Source organism: Leifsonia sp. Leaf264, from assembly GCF_001422325.1.
In the GTDB taxonomy this organism is placed as follows: Bacteria; Actinomycetota; Actinomycetes; order Actinomycetales; family Microbacteriaceae; genus Orlajensenia.
In genome coordinates, this window is sequence record NZ_LMMR01000007.1 from 531,517 (window position 1) to 543,546 (window position 12,030).

At 69.9% G+C, this 12,030-nt stretch carries 11 protein-coding genes; 6 read left to right on the forward strand and 5 right to left on the reverse strand.

Annotated features, from left to right (window positions below):
* Positions 1 to 28: 28 nt before the first annotated feature.
* The 4 genes from ASF30_RS18205 (at position 29) to ASF30_RS18220 (ending at position 4,156) form a co-directional block, all read left to right on the forward strand.
* Positions 29 to 1,429: an FAD-binding oxidoreductase gene (locus ASF30_RS18205; protein ID WP_055909974.1), complete on the forward strand. Its 1,401-nt coding sequence runs from the start codon at positions 29 to 31 to the stop codon at positions 1,427 to 1,429.
* Positions 1,426 to 2,775 (forward strand): class I SAM-dependent methyltransferase, encoded by a 1,350-nt coding sequence (locus tag ASF30_RS18210; RefSeq protein WP_055909976.1) that lies wholly within the window; start codon positions 1,426 to 1,428, stop codon positions 2,773 to 2,775. Before ASF30_RS18205 ends, ASF30_RS18210 begins: the two co-directional genes overlap by 4 nt.
* A 71-nt stretch (positions 2,776 to 2,846) precedes the next feature.
* Positions 2,847 to 3,608, forward strand: coding sequence for a ParA family protein (locus ASF30_RS18215; RefSeq protein ID WP_055909978.1), 762 nt, complete (start codon positions 2,847 to 2,849; stop codon positions 3,606 to 3,608).
* A gap of 56 nt (positions 3,609 to 3,664) precedes the next feature.
* Complete coding sequence (locus ASF30_RS18220; RefSeq protein WP_055909980.1) at positions 3,665 to 4,156, forward strand: MarR family winged helix-turn-helix transcriptional regulator; 492 nt, start codon at positions 3,665 to 3,667, stop codon at positions 4,154 to 4,156.
* A gap of 28 nt (positions 4,157 to 4,184) precedes the next feature.
* Here ASF30_RS18220 and ASF30_RS18225 read toward each other — a convergent pair whose 3' ends face one another.
* A complete protein-coding gene (locus tag ASF30_RS18225) occupies positions 4,185 to 4,616 on the reverse strand; it encodes a cupin domain-containing protein (protein ID WP_055909982.1) in 432 nt (143 codons plus the stop codon).
* A 56-nt stretch (positions 4,617 to 4,672) separates the two neighbouring features.
* The gene (locus tag ASF30_RS18230) at positions 4,673 to 5,509 is read right to left on the reverse strand and encodes an SDR family NAD(P)-dependent oxidoreductase (RefSeq protein WP_235480387.1); all 837 of its coding nucleotides are present in this window, start codon (positions 5,507 to 5,509) and stop codon (positions 4,673 to 4,675) included.
* 101 nt (positions 5,510 to 5,610) lie between these two features.
* On the opposite strand from ASF30_RS18230, the gene ASF30_RS18235 reads away from it, so the two are divergent.
* The gene (locus ASF30_RS18235; RefSeq protein ID WP_055909988.1) at positions 5,611 to 6,453 is read left to right on the forward strand and encodes a helix-turn-helix transcriptional regulator; all 843 of its coding nucleotides are present in this window, start codon (positions 5,611 to 5,613) and stop codon (positions 6,451 to 6,453) included.
* A gap of 27 nt (positions 6,454 to 6,480) precedes the next feature.
* On the opposite strand, the gene ASF30_RS18240 is transcribed toward ASF30_RS18235, so the two are convergent.
* A complete protein-coding gene (locus ASF30_RS18240; protein ID WP_055909991.1) occupies positions 6,481 to 9,501 on the reverse strand; it encodes a hypothetical protein in 3,021 nt (1,006 codons plus the stop codon).
* A 114-nt stretch (positions 9,502 to 9,615) separates the two neighbouring features.
* Positions 9,616 to 10,884 carry a diaminobutyrate--2-oxoglutarate transaminase gene (gene ectB / locus ASF30_RS18245; protein ID WP_055909995.1) on the reverse strand — a complete coding sequence of 423 codons (1,269 nt, stop codon included), beginning with the start codon at positions 10,882 to 10,884 and terminating at the stop codon, positions 9,616 to 9,618.
* 136 nt (positions 10,885 to 11,020) lie between these two features.
* On the opposite strand from ectB, the gene ASF30_RS18250 reads away from it, so the two are divergent.
* Positions 11,021 to 11,515, forward strand: a complete 495-nt coding sequence (locus ASF30_RS18250) for a bifunctional nuclease family protein (protein ID WP_055909997.1) — start codon at positions 11,021 to 11,023, stop codon at positions 11,513 to 11,515.
* A gap of 21 nt (positions 11,516 to 11,536) precedes the next feature.
* Here ASF30_RS18250 and ASF30_RS18255 read toward each other — a convergent pair whose 3' ends face one another.
* Positions 11,537 to 12,001 (reverse strand): MarR family winged helix-turn-helix transcriptional regulator, encoded by a 465-nt coding sequence (locus tag ASF30_RS18255; protein ID WP_055909999.1) that lies wholly within the window; start codon positions 11,999 to 12,001, stop codon positions 11,537 to 11,539.
* Positions 12,002 to 12,030 lie beyond the last annotated feature (29 nt).

Here is a 12,030-nt window from a genome sequence, read left to right on the forward strand (position 1 = left end):
GCGGGCTCACGCGGACTAGCGTGGAGGCGTGTCCGCTCCTGCGATCGACGCGCACACCGCCCACGCCGCCGGCGTCGAGCGGCTTCTCGAGAGCTACAGGGCCGTTCCGCCGACGGCGACGGCGCGACTGGCCAAGCCCACCTCGAACCTGTTCCGTTCGCGGGCGAAGGCCGACGCGCCCGGCCTCGACACCTCGGGCCTGACCGACGTCATCGCCGTCGACCCCGAGGCCGGAACGGCAGATGTCGCTGGCATGTGCACCTACGAGGACCTGGTCGCGGCGACCCTCCCGCACGGGCTCGCGCCGCTCGTGGTTCCGCAGCTCAAGACCATCACCGTCGGCGGTGCCGTCACGGGGCTCGGCATCGAGTCGACGTCGTTCCGCAACGGCCTGCCGCATGAGTCCGTGGTCGAGATGGACGTGCTCACCGGTGCCGGCGAGGTGATCACGGTCTCCGCTGACCGGCATCCGGAGCTCTATCGGGCCTTCCCGAACTCCTACGGCACGCTCGGCTACGCCGTGCGCCTGCGCATCGAACTCGAGCCCGTCGATCCGTTCGTCGCCCTCAGGCAGGTGCGGTTCCACTCCATCGACGACCTGGTCGCCGCGATGGACCGCGTCGTCGCGACCGGTGAGTTCGACGGGGTTCCGGTCGATTACCTCGACGGCGTCGTCTTCAGCGCCGACGAGGGTTACCTGAGCCTCGGTACGCGCACGGCAGCGCCCGGAGCGGTCAGCGACTACACCGGGCAGAGCATCTACTACCGCTCGCTGCAGCACGACGACGGCGTGAGCCACGACAGGCTGACCATTCACGACTACCTGTGGCGGTGGGACACGGACTGGTTCTGGTGCTCCGAGGCCTTCGGCGCGCAGCATCCGACGATCCGCAGATTCTGGCCCCGTCGTTACAGGCGCAGCAGCTCGTACGCGACGCTCATGAGGCTGGAGCGACGGTTCGACATCGGCGACCGCCTGGAGCGGCTGAAGGGTCGGCCGCCCCGCGAACGCGTCATCCAGGATGTCGAGATCCCGATCGAGGGCACGGCCGAGTTCCTGCACTGGTTCCTCGAGAACGTGCCGATCCAGCCGATCTGGCTCTGCCCGCTGCGCTTGCGCGGTGCGCACGGCGGGGCCGCTAGCGGCGCCGGATGGCCGCTGTACCCGATCACGCCCGGGCGCAGCTACGTCAACGTCGGCTTCTGGTCGACCGTCCCCGTCGGAGCATCCGACGGCGAGACCAACCGGCGCATCGAGCGGCGGGTGTCCGAGCTCGACGGGCACAAATCGCTGTACTCCGAATCGTTCTACTCGCCCGAGGAGTTCGACGAGCTGTACGGCGGCGACGCCTACAGGGCTGCGAAGGCGCGCTTCGACCCCGATTCCAGGCTCCTCGACCTCTATGCGAAGGCGGTTCAACGACGATGACCACGTTCAAGGAACGCGCGACGGATGCGACGGGTTCGACGGATGCCGCCGGCAGGCCTGACGCACCCGGCCGGTACACCCTCGCCGAGGTCGTGGAGATCCTCGCGGGAGGCAAGCTCCCGCTGCGGTTCACCGCCTACGATGGCAGCTCGTCCGGACCGGCGGATGCCGCCCTCGGCCTCGAGCTCAAGACGCCGCGGGGCACGACCTATCTCGCGACGGGGCGCGGCGACCTCGGACTCGGGCGCGCCTACATCGCGGGCGACCTGGAGATCCACGGGGTGCATCCGGGCGATCCGTACGAGCTGCTCAAGGCCCTGGCCGACGACCTGGTGTTCAGGCTGCCGCCGCCGCGTGTGATGGCCCACATCGTGCGCTCCATCGGGGTCGAGCACCTGAAGCCGATAGCGCCGCCGCCGCAGGAGGCGCCGGCGCGCTGGCGGAGGGTCGCCGGCGGTCTGCGGCACAGCAAGGGCCGCGACGCCGAGGCCATCCATCATCACTACGACGTGTCGAACACCTTCTACGAATGGGTTCTCGGGCCGTCGATGACCTACACCTGCGCCTGTTATCCGCGCCTCGACGCCTCGCTCGACGAAGCGCAGGAGAACAAGTACCGCCTGGTGTTCGAGAAGCTGCGCCTGAAGCCCGGCGACAGGCTGCTCGATGTCGGATGCGGGTGGGGAGGCATGGTGCGCTACGCCGCCAGACGGGGGGTTCACGCCATCGGGGTGACCCTCTCCGAGGAGCAGACGGCGTGGGCGCAGCAGGCCATCGTCGACGAGGAGCTGGGCGAGTTCGCCGAGGTGCGCTACGGCGACTACCGCGACATCGCCGAGACCGGGTTCGATGCCGTGTCGTCGATCGGCCTGCTCGAGCACATCGGGGTGAAGAACTATCCGGCGTACTTCGCCTTCCTGCAGTCTCGGCTGCGCGAGGGCGGGTTGCTGCTGAACCACTGCATCACCAGGCCCGACAACCACTCCGAGCCGTCGGCCCGAGGCTTCATCGACCGCTACGTGTTCCCCGACGGGGAACTCACGGGGTCGGGCCGCATCATCACCGACGCTCAGGATGCCGGTCTCGAGGTTCTGCACGAGGAGAACCTGCGCCAGCACTACGCACTGACCCTGCGCGACTGGTGCGCGAACCTGGTGGAGCACTGGGACGAGGCCGTGGCCGAGGTGGGCCTGCCGACGGCGAAGGTGTGGGGGCTGTACATGGCCGGGTCGCGGCTCGCCTTCGAGGTGGGCGGCATCCAGCTGCACCAGGTGCTTGCTGCTCGACCGGACGAGCATGCCGGGATCGGTGATGGCCTGCCGCTACGTCCGTGGTGGACGCCGTAACGGCCGAGGCTGATAGCTTCAGCGTCAAGAGTGGTGCTGATCGGCGCCGGTCTCCGAGGAAGGACGCCGGGATGAAGGTCGTAGCCGTGTACAGCACGAAGGGCGGCGTCGGGAAGACGACCGCTGCGGTCAACCTGGCGGCCGAGGCGGCCGCCGACTTCAGGGTGCTGCTGTGGGACCTCGACCCGCAGGGAGCCGCGACCTACCTGCTGCAGGTGAAGCCGAAGCTGAAGGGCGGGATCGACGCGCTCGTCGCCGGCGAGAGCAAGGTGCGCGGCGCCATCCGCTCGACGAGCATCCGCGGACTCGACGTGCTTCCGGCCGATGCGGGCTATCGCGACCTCGACCTGGTGCTGGATCACGCGAAGAAGTCGGAGCAGCGCATCGCCAAGATCCTGGAGCACGTCGAGCGAGACTACGACGTGGTCATCCTGGACTGCCCGCCCGGTGCCTCGATCGTCTCGGCGAACGCCGTGTACTCCGCCGATGTCGTCGTCGTTCCACTCGTGCCGTCGCCGCTCGCGATGCGTTCCCTGGAGCAGGTCACGGAGTTCGTCGCCGATTCGGTGTCGAAGGCTCCGATCCTCGCGTTCCTCTCGATGGTGGATCGGCGCAAGACCGTCCACCGCGAGACCGTGCGCGATCTCCCTCGCAGCAACAAGGCCGTGACCAACATCGTGGTGCCGGCCACAGTGCTCATCGAACGGATGGGCGCGGCGAGGGCTCCGGTCTCCAGCTACGCCCCGAACACCGAGGCCGCGCGCTCGTTCGGCGAGCTGTGGGTGCGCGTGGCGACCGTGGTGAAGGCCAAGCCGCGGAAGCGCAAACGCTGACAGCGCGCACCCCCGCCTCGGGTTCGATGATGCGACGTCGGCTGTAGGCTCCCAACGTGAGAGAGCCCGATGACGAGGTCGACCTGATCATCGATGCATGGTCTCGGCGCCTGCCCGATGTCGACCTGACTCCGCTCGACGTCATGTCGCGACTGCGGCGCGTGTCGAAGCGGCTCAGCGTGCTGCGCGCCGATGCCTTCAGCGGTGCCGGCCTCGCCGCGTGGGAGTTCGACGTGCTGGCCGCCTTGGGGCGAGCGGATGCCCCGCACGAACTCAGTCCCGCCCAGTTGATCGAGGCGACCATGATCGGCAGCGCCGCGATGACCAATCGGCTCGACAACCTGTCGCGCCGCGGCCTCGTCGACCGTCGCCCGCATCCGCGGGACGGACGGAGCGTGCTGGTGCGACTGACGCCGGAGGGGGCCGCCCTGGTCGACGACGCCATGCGCACCCTTGCCCAGCGCGAGGCCGAGGAGTTGCGCGGTCTCAGTCAGGAGGAGCAGGCGACTCTCGCGGGCCTGCTGCGCCGGCTGGCGGCGTCGGACTGAGAGGCCGCGACCTCACCAGGGCGCGACCTCACCAGGGTGACGGGCGATCGTTGTCGCGGGTGCTGTCATCGGGGAGATGCGGGAGTTCGCCTCCGCCGGCTCGGATGCACAGCCAGCGCAGCTGCTCCGGGGAGTCCGGCATGCAGCGCCAGGTGCGCCACACGCCCTGCCCGACGCGCACGACAGAACCGGGGCCGACGTCGACCACCTCGTCATCGATGCCCATCTGGCCGCGGCCCGCGAGGAACACGTACGCCTCCTCGATGCTCGAGTGGGCGTGCCAGTAGCCCGCCTCCTCACCGGGCTTGAAGGCGTTGGCCGTCATGCCGATGTACTGCATCGTGAGTTCGTGGTCGATCACCCGCCGGCCGTCGCGGGAACTCTCGGGCCTGAAGCCGCCGAAGTGGTCGCGCCAGGCATCGAGGGCGCCCAGTTCGACGATGTCGTAGTCGTCACTCATGCGGCCATCGTATGGGGGAGGGTGGGTCGGGCGCCGCCGGTGAGCCTCGGCGCCGTTCACGCAGCGGTGCTGGCTGCGACGTAGCGCGAGGCGAGCTGCGGGCTCTGGCCGTGGAACGCCGCGACGTCGGCGGTGAAGACCGTCTCCAGCAGCGCGTAGTCCTCGACGCCCGGCGCGATGACGACCTCGCCGAGTCCGATGCCAGCGAGGGTGGCGGAGACCACGTCGTCGGCCGACATGCGCGGGAGAGCCGAGAGGTCCATGCCCTGCACGGTGTGGAACTCGGTGGCCACGATGCCCGGGCACACGACGTGCACGTCGACGCCGGTGCCGGCCAGTTCGGCCTGCAACGCCTGCGTGAGAGCGACCGTATGCGCCAGCGTGCCGGTGTAGACGACGCGGCCGCCCTGCGGTGCCGGCGCCTCGGCCGGGCCCGAGAAGGCGATCATGCCGGCGACGTTGACGATGGTGCCTGCCCCGCGAGCGATCATGCCGGTGACGGCGGCGCGGGTGAGCAGCGTCGGCGCGACGACCTTCACGTTGAGCAGCTCGAGAGCCTTCTCGACGGGCAGATCGGCCAGCGGCATGTAGTGCGCGACGCCGGCGTTGTTGACGAGCAGGCTCACGGGCCGGCTCGCGGCCACGTCGGCGACGGCGGTGATGCCCGCGATGGTCGAGAGGTCGGCTTCGACGACCTGCACCGCGACGCCCGGCACCGAGGCGGCAAGGGCGTCGAGGCGATCGCGGCGGCGTCCGACGACGACGAGATCGTAGCCGAGCCCGGCCAGCCGCTCGGCGAAGGCGCGGCCGATGCCGGAGGAGGCGCCGGTCACGAGGGCGAGTGGCGCCATGGTGGTCGAGGGGGCGGGCGAGGAGGAAGGTGCGTTCGTCATGGCTCCAGCATCCGCCTGCCGGATACCGATAGGCAGTCGTTCCGTTGTCGTAGGACCACCAGGGCTAGGACACGAGGGGCCCGGGCGCGCACACTGGGGGGATGGACTGGGAATTCGGACGGATGCTGCGCCGCTGGCGCGATCGCGTGACGCCCGAGAGCGCGGGCGTGCCTCTCGGCGGCCGGCGTCGGGCGTCGGGCCTGCGGCGGGAGGAGCTCGCCGCGCTCGCCGGGATCTCCACCGACTACCTGACCCGACTCGAGCAGGGCCGGTCGACCTCGCCGTCGGCCCAGGTCGTCGAGGCGCTCGCCCGGGGCCTGCGGTTGTCGGATGCCGAGCGGGAACTGTTCTTCCAGTTGGCCGGCCATGCGGCGCCGGGACTCGATGTCGTTCCGACGCGGATTCCGCCGAGCGTGCAGCGCCTGCTCGATCGGCTGGCGAACACGCCCGTCGCCGTCTACGACGCCACCATGACCCTGATCGTCGCCAATGCTCCGTACGACGCTCTCATGGGCGACACCTCGCTGCTGCGCGGCATCGAGCGGAACGCCGTGTGGCGCAACCTCGTCGGACCGGGCAACCGCGCCGTGCAGACCCCCGAGGAGACGGCCGAGCTGGAGGCTCGGCTCGTCAGCGACCTGCGGCTGACGGCGTCGCGGTATCCCGCCGACCGCGCGGTCGGCCGCCTCATCGGTGAACTCAGCGCGCAGAGTCCTCGGTTCATCGAGCTCTGGGAGCACGGCGAGCTCGAGAAGCCGCGCGAGTCGGCGAGGCGCAAGGTGGTCGATCACCCCACCGTCGGGCACATCACCCTCGACTGCGACACCCTCGTCGTCGCCGCGGACGACCTGCGGCTCATGGTCTACACGGCCGAGCCGGGCACGGCGGATGCCGAGAAGCTCGCGCTCGCGGTGGTGCTGGGCACGCAGGCGCTGGTCGAGTAGCGCGTTCCTCGGGGCGCTTCGACGGCGCTATTCGACGAGCGGCCTCGTCGCACGCCGATGCCAGGGCAGCGCCAACAGGACGCCGACCACGAGGAGCACAGCGCCGAACGCCGCCGCGTACCACGGCGTCGACGTGGGGATCTCGAGGTACACGGTCAGACCCAGGATGCGCGACAGGCCCCACGGCAGCAGCGCCATCTGGTCGTTCCAAGCTGTGAGGGCCGACTCGAGGCCGACGACGCCGAGGAAGCCGCCGAGCAGCACGAGCACGAGGCCGCTCGAGCCCAGTACAGTGCCCGTCGCCCGGCGACCGCCGAGCTGGCCGGCGAGCGACCATCCGGCCGCCACCAGCACCCACGCGAAGAGGGCGAAGGCCAGCGTGATGTACAGGGTGCGGGCGACCGGATCGGTCCAGAACCCGAACCAGTAGTAGCCGGGGCCGCGCACGGCGAGCACCGCGAGGAGCAGCACGACGCGCAGCAGGATCGCCCCGCCCACGGCGGCGATGATCGGCCACGGAGACAGCTTGCGCATCACGAGGGCGATGCCGGCGGCGAAGACGAGCCACGCGGCCAGCGTGAAGAGCAGGTGCGTCGGGGCGATGAACCAGGTGAGGATGCCGCGGCTGACCACGAGGAGCGCTGCCGGCACGGCCACGAGGAGTACGCGGGAGGATCGGGAGAGCCCGGCCACGGCATCCGCCGCCCGCCAGGGGCGTGTTCCGGCGAGCCAGAGCGCACGTGCCGAGGCGGCGCCGGGCCAGCCGGCGAAGCGCTGTCGGCTCGCGAGGATGCCGAGGGCGAGCCAGAGCACGAGCAGCACCAGCACCCCACGCGCCAGCCAGGCCATCGGCAGGTCGAGGCTCGCCCGCTCGGTGCCGAGGCGGGCGGCGGTGAGGTTGTAGGCCGGCAGGTCGACGTCGCCGCTGTAGCGGGCCTCGTGCTCGGCGGCGAAGCCCTCGAACGCCGTCTTCGCCTGCGCCCACTCGTCGTAGGCGGCATCCGACCCCGTATCCAGCCACTGGGCGTGACGCAGCACCATGGTGCGGTACGAGCCGAGGGTCTGGAACAGGTTCACCTGGTAGTCGAGGGTGTCGACGAAGTGCTGCCGCAGCGCGTCGTCCTTCCACGTGCCGCCGTCGGTCGCGGCGATGGTGTCGCGCATCGACTCGGCCGTCGCGACGGCCTCATCACCCTCGGCGATGGCCTGCTCGAGGTCGGGCTTGCTCACGTGGTAGATCACGTCGAGGACGGCGCTGTCGCCCGTGAGGATGTCCCACTCGAAGATCCACATCATGGGCGGCGGCTCGAGACCGAGGGCGCGCACGCGCTGGCTGGCGAACGGGCCGATATAGAGGCCTCCGGTGACGGCCTCGCGCGAAGAAGCCATCGCGGTTCCGATCGCCTCGACCGTCGCCGGGTCGTCGGAGAACCACTGGCGGATCCAGTCCGCCGTGAGCTCGGCCGGATCGGCCTCCGGGTCGCGGGCGAGGCTGACGGCCAGTCTGGTGTTGAGCTCGTAGAGCTGCCAGAACCCCGTCGTCAGCTCCAGCGTCATCGGACCGGCGCGCCAGGGGCCGCCGTCCTGAGTCCACGTCCAGATGCCCTCGACGTTCGGGTTCGCGGCGATGAACCGGGTCAGCGCCTCCTGGTAGAGCACGCCGAGGTCGTTGGGCAGCGCGCCGAACGCCTCGAACTCGCGCCGACTCTGGAACTCGACGATGCGCCTCTGCGAGCCGGACTCGAGCGTGGTGTTGAGCGGGAGGTAGCTGTAGAAGTCGCCGAGACTGTACTTCGTCGACACGACGAGGGCGGGGGAGTCGATGCCGTCGAGCACCTCCGCGTACGAGGCCGGGTCGGTGTGCATGTCGCCGACGGCGCCGACGCCGACGCTCCACGAGCGGAAGATGACCTCTCGGCCCGCGGCCTCGGCCTGGTCGCTGAAGGTCGTGAGCATCGCGCGAACGGATGCGACCGAGGTGACCGCCAGTTCGGAGTAGTAGTCCCAGCCGGGCAGGTCGTAGACGCGACCGGCCTCGCCGATGCGCACGACGACGCCGTCGACCGATGGCATGGCTGTGTAGAGCTCGTCGAGTCCGGCGCGGTACACGTCCCAGAAGGCCGGGTCCTCCGTGGCCAGGCCGCCGAAGGTGCGCTCGAAGTAGTCCTCGAGCGGCGTGGTGAGTGCCAGCATGTCGGTGCGGAAGTAGACCTTCATGCCCAGGTCGTGGGCGTAGTCCAGCATCGGTGAGAACGCGGCCCGCATGGCCATAGCCCTGGCGCGGTGAGGATCGTCGGCCGCGTACACCTCGGTGCCGTCGCCGACGCCGTCGAAGGTGAGGTACTCGATGAAGCCGGGCACGGCGATGGCGTTGTAGCCGAGGGCGAGGGTGTGTCGCACGTACTCCTCGAAGCCCGTCGTGGCGACAGCGAGGGCGGCGTCGTCGATGTAGGGCGCATCCGACAGGATGACGTCCTTGAAGGCGTTGGAGTTGTGCGAGTAGTCGGTGCCGGCCGCGTACGCGTCGGCATCCGGCTCCACCCCGACCGCTCCGAGGTCGACCATGCGGAACGGCAGTTTCGAGTCGACCGTGTGGCCGAGGTTCTCGGTCACCGGGCGCCCGGCCCGCACCGCGGCCGCGAGATCGTAGACGCCGAGCACGGCTCCGCTCCGCGACGCGGCCGAGATGCTGATGGCGTCGGCCGTGCCCGAGACGGAGTAGCTCTCACCGGATGCATCGGCACTGTCGAAGCGCACCGTGAGGGTCGCGGTTCCCGAGGTGCCCCCGGCATCCGCGACGGCGTCGCGCAGCTCGTCGACGGCAGTGGAGACGCGCAGGTCGTCGGGGGCGTCGATCGCCGTGAAGTCCGGCGGGAGCACGATGGCCGTGGCCGGTGCGACGGTGAGGTTCTCCGCGGGAATGCCGACCGACGGCTCGCTCTGGAGTCCGAGGGCATCGGAGACCTGGGATGCCACGCCGGCGCCGAGAGCGAGGAGGGCGAGGGAGACGCCGATGAGCGTCAGACGTCGCCGCGATGCGATTTTCACTGCGTCAGAGTAGCCCGGATCCGATCACCCGATTGACCGGGTGGGCCTGTTGGCCCCTGCACTGGGTGAGCCTCGGCCGAAGGCGCCGCAGGCGCCGCAGGCGCCGACGGTGGCTCAGAGCACGGCGTCGAGGCTGTCGCTCACGATCTGCAGGCCGCGGGCCAGCTCGTCGTCGGTGATGGTGAGGGCCGGCAGGAACTTCAGCACCTCGTCGTGGGCGCCCGAGGTCTCGATGATGAGGCCGCGCGTGAAGGCCTCCTTCGAGATGCGTCCGGCCAGCGTGCGATCGCCGTCGACGGCGAAGCCGTACATGAGGCCGCGCCCGCGCACGACGGCACCGAGCGACGGGTGCGCGGCGGCGAGGCGCTCGAGCTCGGCCTTCAGCACGGCCGACTTGGCCTTCACGCCATCGGTGAGGGCGGCATCCGTCCAGTACTCCTCGAGGGCGACCCGAGCCGAGACGAAGGCGAGGTTGTTGCCGCGGAAGGTGCCGGTGTGGGCTCCGGGCTTCCAGACGTCGACCTCGGGCCGCAGCAGCACGAGCGACATCGGCAGGCCGGATCCGGAGATCGACTTCGACACCGTGACGATGTCGGGAACTATGCCCGACTCCTCGAAGGCGAAGAACGATCCGGTGCGACCGATGCCCGACTGGATCTCGTCGAGGATGAGCAGGATGCCGTTGTCGGCGGTGAGCTGACGCAGGCGCTGCAGCCACGCCGAGCTCGCGACATTGATGCCGCCCTCGCCCTGCACGGCCTCCACGATGACCGCTGCCGGCAGGTCGAGACCGCTGCCGGGGTCGCCGAGCATCTTCTCGAACAGGTCGAGAGTGTCGACGCCCTCGCCGAGGTAGCCGTCGAACGGCAGCCGCGTCACGTTGTCGAGTGCGATGCCGGCGGCCTCGCGGTAGTGGCTGTTGCCCGTGGCAGCGAGTCCGCCGAGGCTCAGGCCGTGGAAGGCATTGGTGAACGCGACGACGTTCGCCCGGCCCGTGGCCTGGCGGGCGACCTTGAGGGCCGCCTCGACGGCGTTGGCGCCCGTGGGGCCGGTGAACTGCAGCTTGTAGTCGTAGCCGCGCGGCTCGAGCACCAGCTTCTCGAAGGCCTCGATGAAGCCCTTCTTGGCGCTGGTGGCCATGTCGAGGCCGTGGATGATGCCGTCGTGCTCGAGGTACTCGATGAGCGCGCGGGTGAAGGCCGGGTTGTTGTGGCCGTAGTTCAGAACGCCGGCACCGGCGAAGAAATCGAGGAACTCGCGGCCGTCAGCGGTGTGCAGCACCGATCCGCGGGCGCTGTCGAAGACCACGGGGAAGGAACGGATGTAGCCCCGCACCTCCGACTCCCGTCGGTCGAATGTCTCCAAGGACGAGACGTCGCTCACGTCGCACCACCTTCAGTTCTGTCGAATACGCGCTCCTATGAGGGTACGGTGCCGCCCGGAAGTTCCGAGAACCGGGGGTGCGCGCGCCGACGACGGATCTACGATGGCAGGGTCCCGCCTCGGATGGAGAGCCGCCATGAAACAGGTTCGCGTACTCGGCGTCGCGCTCGATTCCGCGATGCAGCACATGGTGCTGCTGAAGCCGATCCTCGAGGAGCCCGGGGAGGGCCGCGTGCTGCCGATCTGGATCGGACCGCAGGAGGCGACGTCCATCGCCATAGCCATCGAGGACGAGGTGCCTCCGCGTCCGCTCACTCACGACCTCATGAAGACTCTGCTCGACACCGTCGGCGCCCACGTCACCCGGGTCGATGTGACCCGCATCGACGACGGCACCTTCTACGCCGAGATCTCCGTGACCACGCCGACGGGCTCCCTGGTGCTCGACGCCCGGCCGTCGGATGCCGTGGCCCTGGCCGTGCGGGCCGACGCCGCCATCTGGGTCGCCGAGGGCGTGCTCGACGAGGCGGCGATCCCGGCCGAGATGGTGTCGCTCGAGGGCGACGAGGAGAAGCTCGACGAGTTCAAGAAGTTCCTCGACGAGGTCGATCCCGAGGACTTCCAGGGCTGAGGGGCTCAGCGCTGATGGTCGTCAGCGCGTCGCGCGCACGGCGGCGATGACGTCGGTGAGCTGGGAGCGCAGCCGTTCGAGCTCCTCGAGCTCGACGCCGAGGCGGGCGACGACCTGGGGCGGAACGCCGAGGGCCTGGTCGCGGAGGGCGGCACCGGCATCCGTCAGCGTGATGTTCAATGCCCGCTCGTCGTCGGGGTTGCGATCGCGAGCGACGTAGCCCTGCGTCTCTAGGCGCTTGAGCAGCGGTGAGAGGGTCGCGGGCTCGAGCTGGAGGGCGTCGCCGAGGTCGCGCACGGTGCGGGGGCTGCGCTCCCAGAGGGCGAGCATGACCAGGTACTGCGGATGCGTGAGACCGAGAGGCTCGAGGATGGGCCGGTACAGCCCGATGACCCCGCGCGCGGCGACGGCCAACGCGAAGCAGACCTGGTTCTCGAGGGCGAGCACGTCGGGTTCCGCTGTGGCGGCGGATGCTGGAACGCTCATGTCGTCCAGAGTACCTGCTACCCTAATGA